Source organism: Microbacterium sp. CGR2, from assembly GCF_003626735.1.
Taxonomy (GTDB): domain Bacteria; phylum Actinomycetota; class Actinomycetes; order Actinomycetales; family Microbacteriaceae; genus Microbacterium.
This window is the reverse complement of sequence record NZ_RBHX01000002.1, coordinates 1-20,647: the sequence shown is the minus strand read 5'-3', so window position 1 is coordinate 20,647 and position 20,647 is coordinate 1. Positions and strand designations below refer to the sequence as shown.

The window sequence follows — 20,647 nt, the reverse complement described above, 5'->3', positions numbered from 1 at the left end:
GTAGACTCACATCTCGTGTCTGAGTCTCCCGAAATCACCCCGGAGGCGGTCGAAACGGCCGTCGCCGCCGCGCTTGCGGCGATAACTGCGGCCGCCGATACGGCCGAACTGAAAGCGGCGCGCGCCGCGCATGTCGCAGACGGATCGCCGCTCGCAGTCCTGAATGCGTCCATGCGCCAGGTCGCTCCCGAGAACAAGGCCGCTTTCGGCAAGCTCGTCGGGCAGGGCCGCGGCCAGGTGTCCAAGGCTCTCGCGGCCAAGGAAGCGGAACTCGCCGCCGCTGAGGTCGCCGCGCGGCTCGAAGCGGAGCGTGTCGACATCACCGCCGTCGCTTCGCGGACGCGGGTCGGCGCACGGCATCCGCTGACTCTTCTGCAGGACCAGGTTTCCGACATCTTCGTCGGCATGGGCTGGGAGATCGCGGAGGGCCCGGAGCTCGAGCACGAATGGTTCAACTTCGACGCGCTGAACTTCGACGTCGACCACCCCGCCCGCCAGGAGCAGGACACCTTCTACGTCGATCCGCCGTCGCGTCATCTGGTGATGCGCACGCACACGAGCCCCGTGCAGGTGCGCTCGATGCTCGACCGCGAGGTCCCGATCTACGTGCTGTGCCCGGGTCGCGTGTACCGCACCGACGAGTTCGACGCCACGCACCTGCCGGTGTTCACCCAGTTCGAGGGTCTCGTCATCGACAAGGGCATCACGATGGCGCACCTCAAGGGCACCCTCGACCATTTCGCGAAGCTGCTGTTCGGCCCGGAGGCGAAGACCCGCTTCCGCACCAACTACTTCCCCTTCACCGAGCCCTCCGCCGAGCTCGACCTCTGGCACCCGACCTTCAAGGGTGGCGCGCGCTGGATCGAGTGGGGTGGCTGCGGCATGGTCAACCCCAACGTGTTGCGCGCTGCCGGGATCGACCCCGAGGTCTACAGCGGTTTCGCGTTCGGCATGGGTATCGAGCGGGGCCTGATGTTCCGCAGTGACGTTCAGGACATGCGCGATATGGCCGAGGGCGATGTCCGATTCAGTGAGCAGTACGGGATGGTGGTGTGATGCGCGTCCCGCTTTCGTGGTTGCGTGAGTACGTCGATCTGGCAGCGGATGCCACGCCCGAGGATGTCCTCGCGGCTCTGGTGACCGTCGGATTCGAAGAGGAGGACGTGCACCGCTTCGAGATCTCCGGTCCCGTCGTGGTCGGCCAGGTGGTCTCACTCGAGGCAGAGCCGCAGTCGAACGGTAAGACGATCAACTGGTGTCAGGTCGATGTCGGCGAGGCGAACGGCGGCATCCGCGGGATCGTCTGCGGTGCGCACAACTTCGTCGCCGGTGACAAGGTCGTCGTGACGCTGCCGGGCGCCGTGCTCCCCGGCCCGTTCCCGATCGCCGCGCGCAAGACCTACGGCCACGTCTCCGACGGGATGATCGCATCGGCACGAGAGCTGGGCCTGGGTGACGAGCACGACGGGATCCTCGTCCTGTCCGACCTCGGCGTCGATGCCCCCGTGGGTGCCGACGCGATCGCGCTGCTCGGTCTGGATGACGTCGCCGTGGAGATCAACGTCACCCCGGACCGCGGGTATGCCTTCTCGGTACGAGGGGTGGCCCGCGAGTACTCACACGCCACCGGCGCGGACTTCCGTGATCCCGCCGAGCGCGACTTCGCCGAGCTGCAGCCCGGCAGCGGGCACACGGCCGTCGTCGACGACGTCGCCCCGGTGCGCGACCGCGTCGGTGCGAGCGAGTTCGTCACCCGCGTCGTGCGCGACGTCGATCCGGCACGTCCCACCCCGCCGTGGATGGTGGCTCGCCTGTCGCTCGCCGGAATGCGCTCGCTGGGCATCCTGATCGACATCACGAACTACGTGATGCTCGAGCTGGGACAGCCGCTCCACGGCTACGATCTCGACAAGCTCGCCGGCGGCATCACCGTGCGTCGGGCGACGCCGGGCGAGAAGATGACCACCCTCGACGGTGTCGAGCGGTCCCTCCACGTGGAAGACCTGCTCATCACCGACGACTCCGGTCCCATCGGCCTCGCCGGCGTGATGGGCGGCGGCACGACGGAGATGAGCGCGACCACGCGCAACGTGTTGATCGAGGCGGCCGCGTTCGATCCGATCACCATCGCGCGGTCGGCTCGCCGGCACAAGCTGCCCAGCGAGGCATCCAAGCGCTTCGAGCGTGGCGTCGACCCGCTGATCCCGTTCGTCGCGGCGCGCCGTGCGGCTGATCTGATGGTCGAATTCGCCGGTGGCACGCTCACCGAAGAGGGCGGAGCGCTGTTCGCCGAGGTCTTCGTGGCCGAGATCGAACTTCCGGCCGGTTTCGTGCAGGGACTCATCGGCGTCGACTACACGGATGCGGAGATCACCGGTGCGCTGACCACGATCGGTGCAGACGTGTCCGACAGCGAGAACGGTTGGACGGTGATCCCGCCGACCTGGCGTCCCGACCTCACTGACAAGTGGACACTCGCTGAAGAGGTGGCCCGCATCCACGGGCTCGACCGCATCCCTTCCGTGCTGCCCACCCCGCCGTCCGGGCGAGGTCTCACGGCTCACCAGCAGGGGCGACGTCGTGTCGCCGACGCCCTCGCTGCCGCTGGATTCGTCGAGACGCCGGCGTTCCCGTTCACGACGGAGGCGCTGAACGACCTGCACGGATCGCCGACGGGGGAGCATCTGCCCAGCATCCGTCTGGCGAATCCTCTCGACGGTCAGGCTCCGTTCCTGCGCCGCTCGCTCATCCCGGGTCTGCTGCAGACCGCGCATCGGAACATCTCGCGCGGCTTCACCGATCTCGCGATCTTCGAGACGGGCGCGGTGTTCCTGCCGGATGCCGGGGTCGAGTACGGTACCGACGACGTTCCGCCGCTCGGCGAACGGCCCGCCGATGCGAAGCTCGCGGAACTCGACGCGTCGATCCCGCCGCAGCATCGACACGTGGCGGTGCTGCTCACCGGCAACGTCTCGCCCCGTCAGCCCGGTCGGGCGGCCGAGTCGGCAGGGTTGACCGAAGCTCTGGACGCCGTCCGAGTGATCGCGGCCGCGGCCGGGGTCGAGATCGACGTCGTGCAGGCGGAGCGCGCCGCGCTGCACCCCGGCCGGACCGGTGCACTTCGCGTGGGTGCGGAGGAGGTCGGCTACGTCGGCGAGCTGCACCCCGCCGCCGCGGCGGAAGCGGATCTGCCGGGACGCGCGACCGTCGTGGAAATCGACCTCGACCGGATTCTCGAGCTCGCGGGTGCGCGCATCGTCGCCGAGTCGCTGTCGACGTTCCCGGCCGCCACCCAGGATGTATCGCTCACGCTTCCCGCGGATGTCGCTGCCGGGGATGTGCGTGCCGCTCTGACCGATGGTGCCGGTGCGTTGCTCGAATCCGTGCGACTCGTCGACGACTACCGCGGCGAGGGAGTGCCGGATGGCTCGAAGAGCCTGACGTTCGCGATGCGCTTCCGCGCCGACGACCGGACCCTCACCGCAGCGGAGGCCACCGAGGCGAAGCTCGCCGGGGTCGCGGCCGCTGCCGAGCTGTTCGGTGCCGCACTCCGCGACTGAGGCGCGTACCCCGTGACTGAGGCGCGTACCCCAGCGAAGGCCCTTCTGCTTCGAGCAGAAGGGCCTTCCGCGTAGCTCCGGATGCTGGTGACATGGACCCATGACGGACGTGCTGATTCTCGGTGGGACGGGCTGGCTCTCCGGGCGCATCGCCCGCCGATGGGTGGATGCCGGCGCTGCGGTGACATGCCTCGCGCGCGGCGATCGCCCGGCGCCACGCGGAGCAGAGCTGGTGCGTGGCGACCGCGACGACCCCGAGGTGTATTCCGCCCTTGCCGCGCGCGACTGGGATCAGGTGGTCGACATCTCCTCGCAGGCGTCGCATGTGGCCGCCGCGGTCGGGTCGCTGGGAGGTCGCGCCGCGCGCTGGACTTACATCTCCTCGATGTCGGTCTATGCCGATGACGAGACCGTCGGAGCGGATGAGTCCGCGCCGCGGCACCCGCCGGCCCGCAACGGCGACGAATATGAGTACGGCGCGCAGAAAGCTGCCGGCGAGGATGCGGTCGGCGCACTCGGAGATCGCGCCCTCGTCGTGCGACCGGGCCTCATCGCCGGAGACGGCGACCCCAGCGACAGATTCGGATACTGGGCGGCCGCCTTCCTGAGAGCGGGAGACGGCCCGGTGGTCGCGCCCCCGCTCGACGGACGGACGACGCAGGTGATCGACGTCGACGACCTCGCCGCCGCCGTGGTTGCCGGAACCGCCCACGGCGCGGTCAACGCGATCGGTGACCGGCATCCGCTCGCTGAAGTGCTTCAGATGGTGCAGGCAGCCGCCGGGCATCGCGGGGAGATCGTCAGCGCGGAGGAAAGCTGGTTGGTGGCCCGGGGTGTCGAGTACTGGGCGGGGGAGCGGTCGCTGCCGCTCTGGCTCCCTGCGGAGATGACGGGCTTCATGACCCGCTCGAATCGACGGTACCTCGCCACCGGCGGGACGCTCCGTCCGCTCGCCGAGACGATCGCACGCGTGGTGGCCGATGAGCGCGTGCGAGGTGTCGATCGTGTCCGCCGCGCCGGCCTCACGAGAGCCGCGGAGATGAGCCTGCTGGCCGAGCTCGGTCGCTAGACTTCGAGCAGTGACACGGGGTGCCGCATCCGCGGCTGAGAACAGACCCGTCGAACCTGATCTAGTTCGTACTAGCGAAGGGATGTCGCGATGAGCGATCGTCTGCGTCCGGAAACCACCATCGATCTCGCCTCTTCGGCGGCGAGCCTGCTCGAGGCCCTCCGGGCATCTCCACCCTTGACCCACTGCATAACGAACGCCGTCGTCACCGGCTTCACAGCCAACGTGCTGCTCGCGGTGGGAGCAGCACCCGCGATGGTCGACATCGTGGGCGAGGCGGAGATGTTCGCCGGTGTCGCTTCCGGCCTCCTGATCAATTTGGGCACACCGACGCCCGAGCAGCGCGCGGCCGCCCTCGAAGCGGTCACGGGTGCCGCGGCATCCGGAACGCCGTGGGTGCTGGACCCGGTCGCGATCGGCGCGTTGCCGGTGCGGACCGCGCTCGCCCATCGGCTGCTCGAACAGCGGCCGACGGCGATCCGCGGGAACGCCTCCGAGATCCTCGCACTGGCGGGCCTCGGTGCCGGCGGGCGAGGCGTGGACGCCACCCACAGCACGGATGCCGCCGCCGACGCCGCTGTCTCACTCGCACGTCGCACCGGCGGGGTGGCCGCGATCTCCGGGCCGACCGACCTCATCACCGATGGCGAGAGAGTGATTCGGCTCGCCAACGGACATGAGCTCCTCACCCGCGTCACGGGCGGGGGATGTGCACTGGGGGCGGTGATGGCCGCCTTCCTCGGCGCGGCCGACGCCGCACGATTCGACGCACTCACGGCGGTCGCCTCCGCGACCCTCGTGTACACGATCGCAGCCGAGATGGCGGCCGAAGGCGCGAGCGGACCGGGAAGCTTCGCCGTCGCCCTGTTGGACGCCCTCGCCTCCCTGGCGCCCGACGAGATCGTCTCCCGGGCGCGCGTCGAGGTCGGTGCGCTGTGAGACTCGACCTCTCTGTCTATCTCGTGACCGACGCGGGCCTGTGTGGAGACCGCGGTGTGGTCGAGACGGTGCGACTGGCCGTCGACGGGGGAGTGAGCATCGTGCAGCTACGCGACAAGTCCGCGTCCGACGTGGAGATCGTGGATCAGCTCGTCGAACTCTCACGCGTCATCGACGGCCGCGCTCTGTTGGTCGTGAACGACCGGCTCGATGCCGCGCTCGCCGCTCGCGCACGAGGAGCAAGGGTGGACGGCGTTCACCTCGGGCAGGGCGACCAGTCGGTGCGGGGAGCCCGGGAAGCTCTGGGGCCCGACGCGATCGTCGGTCTCACCGCCAACAGTCTCACGCACCTCGATCAACTGCGTCGGCTCCCACCCGGAACCGTCGACTACCTCGGAGTCGGGGTCATCCGACCGACACTGACGAAGCCAGACCATCCGCCGGCGCTCGGCATCGAGGGGTTCCGCGCCTTCGCGGAAGCCAGTCCGCTTCCCTGTGTCGCGATCGGCGGAGTTCGCATCGACGACAGCGAGGCACTGCAGGAAGCCGGGGCGGCAGGACTGGCCGTGGTCTCGGCGTTGTGCGCAGCGGCGGACCCCCGCGCGGAGGCAGGAGAGTTCGTGCGGCGCTGGCGCGCCGGGGCGGTCCCGCGCGTTCTCAGCATCGCGGGGAGTGATCCGTCTGGCGGCGCGGGCATCCAGGCCGACCTCAAGTCGATCGCGGCGAACGGCGGGTACGGGATGGCCGCGCTCACCGCGCTCACTGCGCAGAACACCCGCGGCGTGCGCGCGGTGCACGTGCCACCCACGGACTTCCTGCGTGCCCAACTCGACGCGATCTCCGATGACATCACCGTCGACGCCGTGAAGATCGGGATGCTGGCGAACGCCGACGTCATCCGGACCGTGGTCGCGTGGCTCGATGCTGTTCGCCCGCCCACGGTGGTGATCGACCCGGTGATGGTCGCCACCTCCGGCGATCGGCTGCTCGACGCCGAAGCGGAGGCCGGGCTGCGCGAGCTCATGCGTCTCGCCGACCTCGTCACTCCGAACCTCGCCGAGCTCGCGGTGCTAGTCGGCAGAGAACTGTCGTCCTGGGCGGAAGCCCTCGCCGCCGCGGAAGAGCTGTCGGCGCAGGTCGGGTCCGCGGTTCTGGTCAAGGGTGGTCATCTGGCCGGCGCGGACGCCCCGGACGCGCTGGTCGACGCGGGGAACGGCATCCGAGTGGAGTTTCCCGGCGCACGCATCGAGACCCGCCACACGCACGGGACCGGATGCTCCCTCTCGTCCGCGATCGCCACCCGACTCGCTCGCGGGCATGATGCGCAGGCCGCGGTCCGGGGAGCTCGTGCCTGGTTGCGTGAATCGCTGCGTGCAGCCGGTCATCTCCGTGTCGGCAGCGGACACGGACCGATCAGTCACTTCTCCGGCCTCTGGGAACGCGGGGGAGTGGATACTCGCCCGACCGCTGCCGCGCTCGCGGCAGAGTGGTGGGATGGCGTCTCCGGTATCCGCACGGCGATCGACGACCTCCCGTTCATCCGTCGGCTCGCCGAGGGAACCCTCGACCGCGAGTCTTTCCTGTTCTATCTCGCTCAGGACGCGCTCTACCTGCGCGAGTACGCGAGAGTGCTCGCCGAGGCCTCAAAGCGTGCCCCGGTATCGTCCGAGCAGGCCTTCTGGGCGAACTCAGCGCACGGCTCGATCATCGGAGAGCTGCAGCTGCACGCCTCCTGGCTGACTCCCGCCGCGGGCGTCGCCGCCGCCACGTTCTCGGCAGCGCCGTCACCGGTCACCACCGCATACCTCGACCACTTGCGAAGTGTCGCCTTCGGCGCGGACTATGGCGAGCTGATCGCCGCCATCCTCCCGTGCTTCTGGCTGTACAACGACCTCGGGCGCCGTCTGCACGCGGGCGAGTTCGGCGCATACGCGCGCGATCCCCGGCATCCGTACGCCTCCTGGCTGGCGACCTACGCAGATCCGGCGTTCGACGAGGCCACGACGCAGGCGATCGCGGTGGTGACGGCGGCAGCGGCCTCGGCGGGCCCCGAGCAGCGAGCGAGAATGCTGCGCGCTTTCCAGACTTCGTGTGATCACGAGCTGGCTTTCTTCGCTGCGCCGCTCGAGCGTCGAGCCATTCGATGACGGTCTGAATTTGCGGATGCCGCGGCACGCGCGCTATGGTCGCGGCATGCCTTCGGCCGTCCTCGCACCATCGACGCTCGCTTCGAGCGTCACTGTTGTGCGCCGACGCCGCGGCGGCCGCCGACTCTAGGCGACCCCGCATTCCTGCCTGCCACGCACGGCGGTGGAGTGCCGGAGTCGCCGCCTCCGGCCCGCCCATGGCCCCGAGTTCATCGAGGCCCGACCGTTAAGGTAGAAAGCATGACGTATTCCGTCGCCGTCTCCGGCGCATCCGGCTATGCGGGCGGCGAGATTCTGCGCCTCCTGGCCGATCATCCCGACATCGAGATCCGCACCGTGACCGCGCACTCGAATGCCGGTCAGCCGCTCGTCGACCATCAGCCGCACCTGCGCTCACTCGCCCACCTGACCTTGCAGGACACGACGCCGGAGATCCTCTCCGGTCACGACATCGTGTTCCTGGCGCTGCCGCACGGACAATCCGGTCAGTACACGGATGCGCTTGTCGACGCGCCGCTGGTGATCGACGCCGGCGCCGACCACCGGCTCACCTCGCAGTCCGCCTGGGATTCCTTCTACGGCGGTGTCTTCCACGAGCCGTGGGCCTACGGTGTCCCGGAACTTCTCGTGGATGGCGTCAAACAGCGTGAGCATCTCCGGGGTGCCACCCGTATCGCCGCGCCGGGATGCAACGCATCGACGATCAGTCTCAGCCTCGCGCCCGGCGTCGCCGCCGGCGTCATCGATCCCTCCGACATCGTCTCCGTGCTTGCGGTCGGTCCCTCCGGAGCCGGCAAGAGTCTGAAGACCAACCTGCTCGCCGCCGAGATCCTGGGCAGCGCGAACCCTTACGCCGTCGGAGGAACCCACCGGCACATCCCGGAGATCACGCAGGCGCTGCTCGCCGCCTCGCCCGCGTCCGCATCGGACGCCCTTCCGGTGCGCATCTCCTTCACGCCGGTGCTCGTGCCGATGTCGCGTGGCATCCTCGCCACGTCCACTGCTCGCATCGTCGAAGGGGTCAGCGACGAGCAGATCCGTGGGGCATGGGAGAGTGCCTACGGCGACGAGACCTTCGTGCAGCTGCTCCCGGAGGGCCGGTTCCCGCGCACGGCGGACGTGCTCGGTGCCAACACCGCCCTGATGGGGCTGGCGATCGATCGTTCCGCGAACCGTGTCACGGTCGTCACCGCCGTCGACAACCTGGTCAAGGGCACCGCCGGTGCCGCCGTCCAGTCCATGAACATCGCGTTGGGGCTTCCCGAAGCCCGCGCCCTCTCAATGAACGGAGTCGCGCCGTGAGCGTCACCGCACCCGCAGGATTCGAGGCGGCCGGTGTCGCCGCTGGCCTGAAATCCACTGGCAAGCCCGACGTCGCCGTGGTCGTCAACCGCGGACCGCGCAAGGTCGGAGCGGCCGTCTTCACCAGCAACCGCGCCAAGGCGAACCCGATCATCTGGTCGCAGCAGGTCGTCGCCGACCGCGTCGTGGAGGCCGTCGTGCTCAACTCCGGCGGGGCGAACTGCTTCACCGGCAGCTTCGGCTTCCAGACCACGCACCAGACCGCCGAGCGTGCGGCCGAGCTCCTCCAGATCAGCGCGGGCGACGTGCTGGTGTGCTCCACGGGACTCATCGGCATCGGCGATGAGGTGTTCCGCGCCAACGTGCTCGCCGGCACCGAGAAGGCGATCGCCGCGCTGAGCCCGGACGGCGGCGGGAGCGCCGCCGAGGCCATCATGACCACGGACACCGTCGCCAAGACCGCCGTGGTCGCGCGTGACGGCTGGACGATCGGCGGCATGGCCAAGGGAGCGGGCATGCTGGCACCCGGTTTGGCCACGATGCTGGTGGTCATCACCACCGATGCCGTGCTCGAACCGCTCGAGGCGGATGCCGCCCTGCGGAAGGCCACAGGGCAGACGTTCGACCGGCTCGACTCGGACGGTTGCATGTCGACGAACGATCAGGTGACCCTTCTGGCCAACGGTGCGTCAGAGGTCGCTCCCGATGTCGCCGACTTCGCCGAAGCCCTCACCCAGATCTGCCAGGAGCTCGCCGAGAAACTCCAGGGCGACGCGGAAGGTGCGAGCCACGACATCACGATCGAGGTGCAGCACGCGGCTTCCGAGCAGGAAGCCGTCGATGTCGGTCGATCCGTCGCCCGCAACAACCTCTTCAAGGCAGCGATCTTCGGCAACGACCCGAACTGGGGGCGCGTGCTCGCCGCGATCGGCACCACCAGTGCCCAGTTCGACCCGTACGACGTCGATGTGTGGATGAACGGGGTGCGGGTCTGCACCGCGGGCGGGCCGGATCGCCCGCGGGAAGAGGTCGACCTGACGCCGCGGGCGACGCACCTCGTCATCGACCTCAAGACGGGCGATGCGACGGCGACGATCCTCACCAACGACCTCACCCACGAGTACGTGCACGAGAACAGCGCCTACGCCTCATGACCGACATCCAGGACACCACCCCCGACATCGCCGCGGTGAAGGCGACGACACTGATCGAGTCGCTGCCGTGGCTGAAGAAGTTCCGCGACCAGATCGTCGTCGTCAAGTACGGTGGCAACGCCATGGTGTCGGACGAGCTCCAGGAGGCGTTCGCCCAGGACATCGCGTACCTCCGGTACGTGGGCGTGCTTCCCGTGGTCGTGCACGGCGGTGGGCCGCAGATCTCCGACATGCTGCAGCGCCTCGAGATCCCCAGCGAGTTCAAGGGCGGCTACCGCGTCACCAACACGGAGGCGATCAGCGTCGTCCGCATGGTGCTCACCGGACAGGTGAACCCGCAGTTGGTCTCCAAGATCAATTCGCACGGGCCGATCGCGACGGGACTCAGCGGGGAGGATGCCGGGCTTTTCGGCGGACGCCGCCGCGGGGTCGTCATCGACGGTGAAGAGGTCGACCTGGGTCGCGTCGGCGACGTGGTGGAGGTCGACCCGACTCCCGTTCTGGATCATCTGGCGGCCGGGCGCATCCCGGTGGTGTCGAGCATCGCCCCCGATCTCGATCGCCCGGGACAGTCCTTGAACGTCAACGCCGATGCGGCGGCCGCTGCTCTCGCCATCGCCCTGAACGCGAGAAAGCTCGTCGTCCTCACCGATGTCCCGGGCCTGTACGCCGACTGGCCCAACCGCGAATCGCTCGTGTCGCACCTGACCTCCGACGCGCTCATCGAGATGCTGCCGACGTTGGAGTCGGGCATGATCCCCAAGATGCGTGCCTGTCTGGATGCCGTCGAGGGCGGCGTCGATGCGGCCGCCATCATCGATGGACGGGTAGCGCACTCCGTGCTCGTCGAGCTCTTCACCAGCAAGGGAATCGGGACCGAAGTGGTTCTGGGAAGGAATGAGGTGACGGCATGACCGTCTGGCAGGAAGATGTCGCGCGTGATCTCGTGCTCAACGCGGGGGACCGGCTGGCGCTGCTGACACGTGGCGAGGGTTCCTACCTGTGGGACGCCGACGGTCGACGCTACCTCGACTTCCTCGCCGGCATCGCGGTGACTTCCCTCGGGCATTCGCACCCGGTGTTCGTCGACGCGATCGCCACGCAGGCCGCGACGCTGGCACACGTCTCCAACTACTTCGCCACGCCGCCTCAGCTCGCTCTCGCCGCTCGGCTCAAACGCCTCGCGGGTGCCGGCATCGACGGTCGGGTCTTCTTCTCGAACTCGGGAGCGGAGGCCAACGAGGCGGCCTTCAAGCTGGCTCGTCTGCACGGTGGCGCTGAGCGTCCGCGCATCATCGCCCTGGACAACGCGTTCCATGGTCGCACCATGGGGTCGCTCGCCATGACGGCGAAGGCATCCATGCGTGCGCCCTTCGAGCCGATGCCCGGTGGCGTCGAGCACATCCCCGCAACCATCGAAGCTCTCGAATCGGCGGTCGACGACCGTGTCGCCGCCGTCATCGTGGAGCCGATCCAGGGCGAGGCCGGAGTCGTCGAACTTCCGGCGGGTTTCCTGGCCGCCGCCCGCTCCCTCACTCTGGCTCACGGCGCGCTGCTGATCGTCGACGAGATCCAGACCGGTGCCGGGCGTACCGGCGCGTGGTTCGGCTTCAACCATGAAGGCATCACGCCCGACGCGATCACTCTCGCCAAGGGGATCGGCGGCGGCTTCCCGATCGGCGCTCTGGTCACGTACGGCAGCGCCAGCGCGCTCTTCACTCCCGGCTCGCACGGGTCCACCTTCGGTGGGAACCCGCTCGCGACCGCCGTGGCCGACGCCGTGCTCGCCGAGATCGAACACTCGAACCTCGTCGGCAACGCCGCCCGTCGCGGGGAGGAGCTGCGCGACATCCTGCTCGGCATCGACTCGCCGCTCATCCAGGGCGTCCGAGGGCGAGGCCTGCTGATCGGTGTGGCCCTCAGTGCCCCCGTCGCTGGCGCTGTCGTCGCTGCGGCACAGGAGCGCGGACTCATCGTGAATGCCGCCAACCCCGAGACCGTGCGCGTGGCGCCTGCTCTCACCATCGGCGACGCAGAGATCGCCGAGTTCCGAGACCTGTTCACCGATGCGCTCGCCGACGTTCAGGCATCCGTTCTGGGAAAGGTAGACGCGTGACCCGCCATCTGCTGCGCGACGACGACCTGACAGCATCCGAGCAGGCAGAGATCCTCGACCTCGCCCTCGAGCTGAAGAAGGACCGCTGGGCCGACAAGAGCCTCGCGGGCCCGCAGACCGTCGCGGTGATCTTCGACAAGTCCTCGACTCGCACGCGGGTGTCCTTCGCCGTCGGCATCGCCGACCTCGGCGGCTCACCGCTGATCATCTCGACCGCCAGCAGTCAGCTCGGTGGCAAGGAGACCCCGTCCGACACCGCAAGGGTGCTCGAGCGTCAGGTCGCCGCGATCGTCTGGCGCACCTACGCGCAGGCCGGCCTGGAGGAGATGGCGAAGGGCACCCGCGTCCCGGTGATCAACGCGCTCTCCGATGACTTCCATCCCTGCCAGCTCCTCGCAGACCTGCTCACCATCCGCGAGCACAAGGGAGACCTCAAGGGCCTCACCCTGACGTTCTTCGGCGACGGTCGGAGCAACATGGCGCACTCGTACGCGCTCGCCTGCGTCACCGCGGGCATGCACGTGCGCATCGCCGCACCGTCGGATTACGCGCCGCGTGCGGATGTCCTCGAGGCGGCGGATCGGCGCGCCGCAGAGACCGGCGGCTCGATCGCGCTGTACACCGATGCCGTGGAGGCAGCGGCGGGCGCCGACGTCGTCGTGACCGACACCTGGGTCTCGATGGGCAAGGAAGAGGAGAAGCTCGCGCGCATCCGAGATCTCGGCGGTTACAAGGTGACGCCCGAGACCATGGCGCTCGCCGACCCCGAGGCGATCTTCATCCACTGCCTTCCCGCGGACCGCGGGTACGAGGTCGACTCCGACGTCATCGACGGGCCGCAGAGCGTCGTCTGGGACGAGGCGGAGAACCGGCTGCATGCGCAGAAAGCGTTGCTGGTCTGGCTGCTCGGGAAGAAGGACGCATGATGGCCGATTCGCTCAACGAAGGCACGAACGAAGGAGCCCTCTGGGGCGCACGGTTTGCCACAGGCCCCTCGCCGGAGCTCGTGGAACTGAGCCGTTCCACGCACTTCGACTGGATCCTCGCGCCCTACGACATCGCGGGTTCGCACGCGCACGCCACAGCGCTGGCCGCGGCCGGGTACCTGGAGGCAGACGAGGCGCAGCGGATGCACGAAGGGCTGGATGCCGTCGCACGCAAGATCGCCGACGGGACACTCCTGCCCGCGCCCACCGATGAAGACGTGCACGGAGCGCTCGAGCAGGCATTGATCGCGGAACTCGGCCCGGAGCTGGGCGGTCGTCTGCGCGCCGGTCGCAGCCGTAATGACCAGATTGCCACTCTGGTCCGGATGTATCTGATCGATCACGCCCGTGTGATCGCTCGCGACATCCTGCGCGTCATCGACGCCCTGGTCGCCCAGGCGGAAGCGCATCCCGACGCGATCCTTCCGGGGCGGACGCACTTGCAGCACGCGCAGCCTGTGCTGCTCGCCCATCATCTGCAGGCGCACGGATGGCCCCTGGTTCGCGAGCTCGAGCGGCTCGTCGACTGGCGACGCCGTGCCGGAGTCTCCCCGTACGGCGGGGGAGCACTGGCCGGATCGACGCTCGGGTTGGACCCTGCGCTGGTGGCGACCGAACTGGGTCTCGATCGTCCCGCAGAGAACTCGCTCGACGGCACGGCTGCGCGTGATGTGGTCGCGGAGTTCGCGTTCATCACCGCGATGACAGGTGTCGACATCTCGCGACTCGCGGAGGAGATCATCCTCTGGAACACGCGGGAGTTCGGATTCGTCACGCTCGATGACGGCTACTCGACCGGGTCGAGCATCATGCCGCAGAAGAAGAACCCCGACATCGCCGAACTCGCCCGCGGAAAGTCCGGCCGTCTCATCGGCAACCTGTCGGGTCTGCTGGCCACGCTCAAGGGCCTTCCCCTCGCGTACAACCGCGATCTCCAGGAAGACAAGGAGCCGGTCTTCGACTCCGTGCAGACGCTCGAGGTCGTGCTCCCGGCGTTCGCGGGGATGATCGCCACGCTGCGTTTCGACACCGAGCGGATGGCGGCGCTCGCGCCGCAGGGTTTCTCGCTGGCGACCGACGTGGCGGAGTGGCTGGTGAAGCGGCGGGTGCCGTTCCGCGATGCCCACGAGATCTCCGGTGCGCTCGTCCGGGCATGTGAGGAACAGGGGATCGGACTCGAGGACGCCTCGGATGAGTTGCTCCGTTCCGTGTCGCCCCATCTTGCTCCCGAGGTGCGCGAGGTGCTGACGATCGAGGGGTCGGTGGCATCGCGGACCGGCGTCGGCGGAACCGCTCCGGTGCGGGTGACCGAGCAGCGTGCTGAGCTCGTCGCTCGTGCGCAGGCGGCCGCGCACGCCCTCGGCCTCTAGGGGGTCCCGGGTCGGATTCCGGCGTCAGTGCAGGGCCGGATCAGCGGCCGAGCGCTCCCACCGGGTGAACTGCACGGAGAACCCGGCACGGGTCGGCGCGGCGAGGAACGGGCCGGCGGATGCCGGTGCCGCGCCGTCGAAAGGGGCGACGCGCACCAGCCTCCATGGGCCGGCGTCCGCTCGCGCGCGAACGATGACGGCATCCGCCCATCGGCTCACGCGAACCGTGATCTCACTCGCCGACCAGTCGTCGACGTGTCCGACCGACCAGTCCGAACGACCGGCGGTGACGACGGCGCCGAGCCCGAGATGGTCGTCGGCGTACTCGATTCCTGTCTTGATCCAGTTCTCATCATCGATTCGGACGAAGATTCCCGCTTGATCGAACTCACCGTCCCAGGGTGCTCGGAACGAGACGTCCATGGCTTCGCCGACGGCGAGCGGAGCGAGCAGGGCATGTTCCGTGTCGTGGACGAAGCCGTACGCGGTGTGGCGCCAGGCGTCGCTGCTCTCGACGGCGGTGACGTGCAAGGTCTCGGTTTCGGACACGGACAACGGCGCGTGGGTCCAGGTTCCGTCGCTCCACGGGATGATGTGTGAATCAGGCATGTTCTGAATATATAGCCAAGAGGTGCATAAAGAGAAGTTATGCGTGATACGGTTATCAGATGGTCATCGCCGTACTCGCCGACATCATCGGTTCTCGCAAGCTCGAGAACCGCACTGCTGCGCAACGCGTGTTGGATGAGAACATCGCACAGGTAGAGGCAGACCTCCCGCTCGCCGTGCGGCCACTCACTCCCACTGTGGGCGATGAGCAGCAGGGTGTCTACCGCGACCTCGGGGAGGCGATGACATCCCTGCTGATGATCCAGCTGCGGCTGCCGGACGGGATCGGCTTTCGATTCGGCATCGGCGTGGGGGAGGTGTCGGCCGTCGAATCCGTGCACGGCGAGCTCGCGGACGGTCCCGGTTGGTATGCCGCCAGAGCAGCCATCGAGACGGTGCATGCCCGAGAAGGGCGCGCCATACCGCGTGCACGAACCTGGATTGTCGGAGCCCCGGGGCAGGATGAAGTCATGCAGACCACGATCGCGGCGTCCAACGCCTATCTCCTCGTGCGTGACGAGTTGATCGGCGGGATGCGCGAGCGCGAACGACGGCTCACCTACGGACGCCTGATCGGCAGGTCGCAGCACGAGCTCGCCGCCGAAGAGGGCATCACCCAGCCGAGCGTCTCGAAATCACTCAAGAGCGCAGGAGCCGCCGCGCTCATCGAAGGGCTCACGGCACTCCGAGGCGCCGGCGCATGATCATCGCGGGGTTCATCCTTCTCGCCGTCGGCGCCGTCGACCTCGTCCGCCAATTCGCGCCCCGTCGCTGGATCGGCTATCTCACGGTCGCCGTTCTCCTGCTCGTACTGGGCAGCGTGAGCGATGCGCTGCTTCCGATGATCGCGGCCCTCGCCGTGGGCGCGCTGTGGATCTGGTGCATGCCCGACGAAGGGCCGGCCCTTCTGGGATTCTGGCCCGCCGTTCTCCTCGGTGCCGTGAGCGTCGGAGCCGTCGTCTGGCTCGGCGCCCGCACGGATGCCGGACTCATCGGCGAGGTGTGGAGCCTGCGCTCGCCGTCCGGAGAAGTGCCCTTCGACCTGGCGATGCTCGTGCTCGGGGCAGGCGTGTTCCTTCTCGAGTCCGCGAACCTCGTGGTGCGCTCAGCTCTTGACAGCGAACACACGTGGCGCCCGGCTGATCGTGCGCCACGTGCGGAAACCTTCGCGTCCGAGCCCGCCGCTGAAGCTGAGCCTGCTGATCACGCAACGCGGGGCGAGATCCACCCCGGGACGCTGCCCCCGACGCCGACCCCGACCCCGACCCCGACCCCGACCGGGAACCCGATCCCGACCGGGAACGCGGCCTCGGTTGACTCGCGCGCAGATTTCCAGGGCGGTCGGCTCATCGGACCGTTGGAACGCACTCTCGTGCTGATCCTGACTCTCGCCGCCGCCTATCCTCTCTTGGCTGCGATGCTGGCGGCGAAGGGGATCGTCCGCTTCCCGGAGATCTCCCGTGACGGAGAGACCGGAGCACGGGCCGAGTACTTCCTCGTCGGCAGTCTGGTCAGCTGGGTCATCGCCCTCAGCGCGGCGTTTCTGATCTGGTGGGCCGCGCACAGCTGATCGCGCCCGAGTGACGGTGTGCGGACGCAGCGCGCTGATAGCCTGGAGCGCGTGCCAACTCCCGACCTGACGACCGCGACTCCGGCGATCGACCCCGCATTCGAGAATGTGTGGGACGAGCTGGTGTGGCGCGGCCTCGTCCACGTGTCCACCGACCAGGAGGCGCTGCGCGCCCTGCTTGCGGGAGACCCGATCACGTATTACTGCGGTTTCGACCCGACCGCTCCGAGCCTGCACCTGGGAAACCTCGTGCAGTTGCTGACGCTGCGCCGCATCCAACTGGCCGGGCACAAGCCGCTCGGATTGGTGGGTGGGTCGACCGGTCTCATCGGCGACCCTCGGCCGACGGCGGAGCGTACGCTGAACACCCCCGAGACGGTTGCGGAATGGGTGAATCGACTGCGCGCTCAGGTCGAGCGCTACCTGAGTTTCGAGGGTGACAACGCGGCCCGCATCGTGAACAACCTCGACTGGACGGCGCCGCTCTCGGCGATCGACTTCCTGCGAGAGATCGGCAAGCACTACCGCGTCGGAACGATGCTGAAGAAGGACGCCGTCGCGGCGCGCCTCAGTTCGGACGAGGGCATCAGCTACACCGAGTTCAGCTACCAGATCCTGCAGGGGATGGACTACCTCGAGCTGTACCGACAGTACGATTGCGTCCTCCAGACCGGCGGCTCGGACCAGTGGGGCAACCTCACCAGCGGGACGGATCTCATCCGGCGCGCCGAAGGCGTCTCCGCACACGCCATCGGCACGCCGCTGATCACCAACAGCGACGGAACGAAGTTCGGCAAGAGCGAGGGGAATGCCATCTGGCTGGACCCTGAGATGTGCAGCCCGTACCGGATGTACCAGTTCTGGCTGAGCACCACGGATACCGACGTCATCGACCGGCTGAAGGTGTTCACGTTCCTCACTCGAGCTGAGATCGAGGAGTACGCCGCTCTCGTGGAGACCGAGCCCTTCCGCCGCGCCGCGCAGAAGCGTCTGGCGCTCGAAGTGGTGGCCACGGTGCACGGCCTCGACGCGACGGCCGCGGTGATCGCAGCATCCGACGCGCTGTTCGGGCAGGGAGACCTGTCCGCGCTCGATGCGGCCACGCTGCGGACGGCGTTGGAGGAGCTTCCGAATGCGACCGTCGCGGTCGGCACCTCGGTCGTCGAGGCGCTCGTCGCGACCAATCTCGTGTCGAGTCTGGGTGAGGCGCGGCGCGCGATCGGCCAGGGAGGTGTCTCGCTCGACGGCGCACGCGTCGACGACGACTCGGCGACCGTGCAGGGTTCGCTTCCCGGCGGGGTCTCCGTGCTCCGCCGCGGGAAGAAGACCCTCGCCGGCATCTTCATCGGCTGACCGCAGGATGCCGTTCACCCCGAGCCACGCCGTCATCGCGCTGCCGTTCATCCGCACGCCGTTGGTGCCTGGGGCGATCGCCATCGGCGCGATGACGCCGGATCTGCCGCTGTTTCTTCGTGGCGTGGGGGTGAGCTACTCGTTCACGCACACCTTTGCCCATGTCGTCTGGACGGCGCTCATCGCGTTCGTGTTGTTCCTCCTGTGGCGCGTCGTCCTCCGCCCCGCCGTGCCGGAGCTCGCACCGTTGTGGCTCGCGCGCCGGCTGCCGGAAGACTGGGATGACGCCGGGTCGGTGGCGGCGGGGAACGCCGTCGGTATCGGCGAGAAGCGCGGTTACCCGGTCCTCCTCGCGATCTCTCTCGTCCTCGGCGTGCTGTCGCATATCGTCTGGGACCTGTTCACCCACGAGGATCGCTGGGGTGTGGAGGTCTTCCCGCCCCTTGCTGAGATGTGGGGTCCGCTGCTGGGTTTCAAGTGGCTGCAGCACGGTTCGAGCCTTCTGGGCCTGGCTGTCCTCGGGGTGTGGGCGCTGTCGTGGTCGCGCCGTCGCGATCCGCGGCGGGACGTGCGGCAGCGACTCCCGCAGTGGGTGCGCGTCGCCTGGTGGCTCTCCCTTCCGGTCGTCCTGGTCGCCGCGTGGATCATGGGTCTCCTGCTCCTCGGGCCGCTGGACACGGAGTTCACCGTGCAGCACCTGGCATACCGGATGCTGCCTCCCGCGTGCGCGTTGTGGGGAGCACTCACGCTCCTTCTCTGCGTGACCCTGTCGCTGCGTGGGAAGGCTCACCAGACCGGTTCGTCTGCTCCCCACGGGCGTGGTGGCGAGAACTCGTAGCCGGGAAGCGCCGGTCGCGACGTGGTCACGGTGTGGCTTCCGACGTCGAACCGTGCCAGGTGCGGCGTCACATCGAAGTCGACCTCCGGTTGTGGATCCGATCGCCTGGGCATGCCGAGCAGCTCCGCCGCGATGCGGCGAAGCGAGGTGCGGACGAGCCACGAACCGCCGTCGCGCGCGCGTCGTCGAAGCAACGTCGTCACCGCGGCCGCGAGCAGGTAGCCCGCACTGTGATCCAGCGCCTGCGCGGGAAGAGTGCCAGGACGATCGCCGTCGGGTGATTCGATGGACGCGATCCCGGACTCGGCCTGCACCAGACTGTCGAACCCCGCGCGCGACGGTTGGTCGACGCCCCAGGCGCTGAGTTGCGCGATGATCAGACCCGGGTGCCGCTCGACGAGATCCTCGGGATCGAGGCCCAACCGCCTGAGCGCCGCCGGGCGGTAGCCGAGAACGACGACATCCGCCTCCGCGATGAGCTGATGCATTCGGTCTGAGCGCGCGTCGAGCAGGGCCGAGCGCTTGCCATGACCGGTGTCGAAGTGCTGCCAGTGGGGCTCGGGAAGACGCGGCGGATCGACTCGAAGAACGCTCGCGCCGAGCAAGGCGAGGGTGCGGGTGCAGACGGGACCGGCGATGACCCGGGTCAGGTCTACGACGCGGATGCCGCTGAGGGGCAAGCGTCCGCTCTCGAGCTGATGGACGCGCGGCAGTGGAGGGTCGACATGTCGCTGAACGTCGAGGACGGGCGTCCGCCGAAGTGCGGCATCCACGCTGCGCTGCTCCATGAGCACCGGGACCGCAAGTCCGCCCGCTGCAGTGATGGCGGCGACCGCTCGTGCGGAGGATTGTTCGAGCAGGGCATCTCGCACCTGGTCCGCGCCGGCCACATCGTCGAGGCTCAGGCCGACGCGGAGAGCGGCGGCGTGATGCGGGTAGTTGCCGTGGGTCCGAATCCACCCGTCGGCGGTCCGCCAGAAACCTGACATCGGTGACCAGACCGGGGGAGGCGCTCCGTCGACCAGGAGGAACCGGTCGCTTCTGTAGGAGGTTGCGACGCGCAGGGGATCGATCCTGGAGAGATCCCCTCCACAGGCCAGCGTGACCGCTCCGACACTCGCCCACGCGAAATCACCGGTGGCGAGCACCGACGGGAGCGGCACCGCCGTCCGAGCAGTGTCGACCGATCCGACCTCGAGCGGATCTCCTGTGATCTCCGCCCAGACACGGGCCAGCAGCCCTGCGGCCGGGGTCATCGAGCAACCTCGTGAGTGACCATGGCGTGATCGTACTCCCGGGCCGATGGAGTCAGAAACCCGGGCTGATCGCGCGAAAGTCGATCATGCCGTCCGGTCGACACGCCCGGGCAGGTGGCTCCGATTTGCCAGAACCCCGGAAGCCCCGTAACTTATTACTTGTTCGCCCCACAGGGAAGCGGAGAAGCCCAGAGCTTCACCCCCCTCAAGCGGAGAACCACCCCCTCATCTTCTCTCTTGAGAGATACGACGCTTGCGTCTAAGATGAGAGGTCCACCCCTTCTGCGGCTGTCAAGAGCTGCGCAGCGGATCCTCGATCCGCACAGCGCGCCGATTTGACAAGCGGGTCGGGATGGCTAAGATAGAGAAGTTGCCCTT

At 68.4% G+C, this 20,647-nt stretch carries 17 protein-coding genes and 1 riboswitch; of the genes, 15 read left to right on the top strand and 2 right to left on the bottom strand.

The window, feature by feature from the left end; all coding sequences use genetic code 11:
* Positions 1–15: 15 nt before the first annotated feature.
* From pheS to argH, 11 genes are all read left to right on the top strand, one after another.
* On the top strand, positions 16–1,056 hold the full coding sequence (gene pheS, locus D7252_RS18505) for a phenylalanine--tRNA ligase subunit alpha (RefSeq protein WP_120777079.1): 1,041 nt from the start codon (positions 16–18) through the stop codon (positions 1,054–1,056).
* Positions 1,056–3,560 (top strand): phenylalanine--tRNA ligase subunit beta, encoded by a 2,505-nt coding sequence (gene pheT, locus D7252_RS18500; protein WP_120777078.1) that lies wholly within the window; start codon positions 1,056–1,058, stop codon positions 3,558–3,560. Before pheS ends, pheT begins: the two co-directional genes overlap by 1 nt.
* A 100-nt stretch (positions 3,561–3,660) precedes the next feature.
* Positions 3,661–4,629, top strand: a complete 969-nt coding sequence (locus D7252_RS18495) for an NAD-dependent epimerase/dehydratase family protein (protein WP_120777077.1) — start codon at positions 3,661–3,663, stop codon at positions 4,627–4,629.
* Positions 4,630–4,635: 6 nt separating this feature from the next.
* A riboswitch (TPP riboswitch) is annotated at positions 4,636–4,729 on the top strand.
* Complete coding sequence (gene thiM / locus D7252_RS18490) at positions 4,720–5,568, top strand: hydroxyethylthiazole kinase (RefSeq protein WP_120777284.1); 849 nt, start codon at positions 4,720–4,722, stop codon at positions 5,566–5,568. Its footprint overlaps the riboswitch before it by 10 nt.
* Positions 5,565–7,715: a bifunctional hydroxymethylpyrimidine kinase/phosphomethylpyrimidine kinase gene (locus D7252_RS18485; protein ID WP_120777076.1), complete on the top strand. Its 2,151-nt coding sequence runs from the start codon at positions 5,565–5,567 to the stop codon at positions 7,713–7,715. Before thiM ends, D7252_RS18485 begins: the two co-directional genes overlap by 4 nt.
* 240 nt (positions 7,716–7,955) lie before the next feature.
* On the top strand, positions 7,956–9,017 hold the full coding sequence (gene argC, locus D7252_RS18480; protein ID WP_120777075.1) for an N-acetyl-gamma-glutamyl-phosphate reductase: 1,062 nt from the start codon (positions 7,956–7,958) through the stop codon (positions 9,015–9,017).
* Entirely contained in the window at positions 9,014–10,171 is a 1,158-nt protein-coding gene (gene argJ / locus D7252_RS18475) for a bifunctional glutamate N-acetyltransferase/amino-acid acetyltransferase ArgJ (RefSeq protein ID WP_120777074.1), read from the top strand. Before argC ends, argJ begins: the two co-directional genes overlap by 4 nt.
* Positions 10,168–11,085, top strand: coding sequence for an acetylglutamate kinase (argB, locus tag D7252_RS18470; protein WP_120777073.1), 918 nt, complete (start codon positions 10,168–10,170; stop codon positions 11,083–11,085). The genes argJ and argB overlap by 4 nt, the downstream gene beginning before the upstream one ends.
* Positions 11,082–12,287, top strand: a complete 1,206-nt coding sequence (locus tag D7252_RS18465; protein WP_120777072.1) for an acetylornithine transaminase — start codon at positions 11,082–11,084, stop codon at positions 12,285–12,287. The genes argB and D7252_RS18465 overlap by 4 nt, the downstream gene beginning before the upstream one ends.
* Positions 12,284–13,213, top strand: a complete 930-nt coding sequence (gene argF, locus D7252_RS18460; RefSeq protein WP_120777071.1) for an ornithine carbamoyltransferase — start codon at positions 12,284–12,286, stop codon at positions 13,211–13,213. Before D7252_RS18465 ends, argF begins: the two co-directional genes overlap by 4 nt.
* A complete protein-coding gene (gene argH / locus D7252_RS18455) occupies positions 13,213–14,643 on the top strand; it encodes an argininosuccinate lyase (protein WP_120777070.1) in 1,431 nt (476 codons plus the stop codon). The genes argF and argH overlap by 1 nt, the downstream gene beginning before the upstream one ends.
* Positions 14,644–14,667: 24 nt before the next feature.
* On the opposite strand, the gene D7252_RS18450 is transcribed toward argH, so the two are convergent.
* Positions 14,668–15,252, bottom strand: a complete 585-nt coding sequence (locus D7252_RS18450; RefSeq protein ID WP_120777069.1) for a DUF1349 domain-containing protein — start codon at positions 15,250–15,252, stop codon at positions 14,668–14,670.
* Between the two features lie 59 nt (positions 15,253–15,311).
* On the opposite strand from D7252_RS18450, the gene D7252_RS18445 reads away from it, so the two are divergent.
* From D7252_RS18445 to D7252_RS18430, 4 genes are read left to right on the top strand one after another with little or no spacing between them, the layout of a single operon-like run.
* Entirely contained in the window at positions 15,312–15,956 is a 645-nt protein-coding gene (locus D7252_RS18445) for a SatD family protein (protein ID WP_120777068.1), read from the top strand.
* Positions 15,953–16,822 carry a hypothetical protein gene (locus D7252_RS18440; RefSeq protein WP_120777067.1) on the top strand — a complete coding sequence of 290 codons (870 nt, stop codon included), beginning with the start codon at positions 15,953–15,955 and terminating at the stop codon, positions 16,820–16,822. Before D7252_RS18445 ends, D7252_RS18440 begins: the two co-directional genes overlap by 4 nt.
* A gap of 51 nt (positions 16,823–16,873) precedes the next feature.
* Complete coding sequence (tyrS, locus tag D7252_RS18435) at positions 16,874–18,175, top strand: tyrosine--tRNA ligase (RefSeq protein WP_120777066.1); 1,302 nt, start codon at positions 16,874–16,876, stop codon at positions 18,173–18,175.
* Positions 18,176–18,182: 7 nt separating this feature from the next.
* On the top strand, positions 18,183–19,013 hold the full coding sequence (locus D7252_RS18430; protein ID WP_120777065.1) for a DUF4184 family protein: 831 nt from the start codon (positions 18,183–18,185) through the stop codon (positions 19,011–19,013).
* Here the strand turns inward: D7252_RS18430 and D7252_RS18425 are convergent.
* Positions 18,962–20,269 (bottom strand): CoA transferase, encoded by a 1,308-nt coding sequence (locus D7252_RS18425; protein WP_120777064.1) that lies wholly within the window; start codon positions 20,267–20,269, stop codon positions 18,962–18,964. The genes D7252_RS18430 and D7252_RS18425 overlap by 52 nt on opposite strands.
* Between the last annotated feature and the right edge of the window lie 378 nt (positions 20,270–20,647).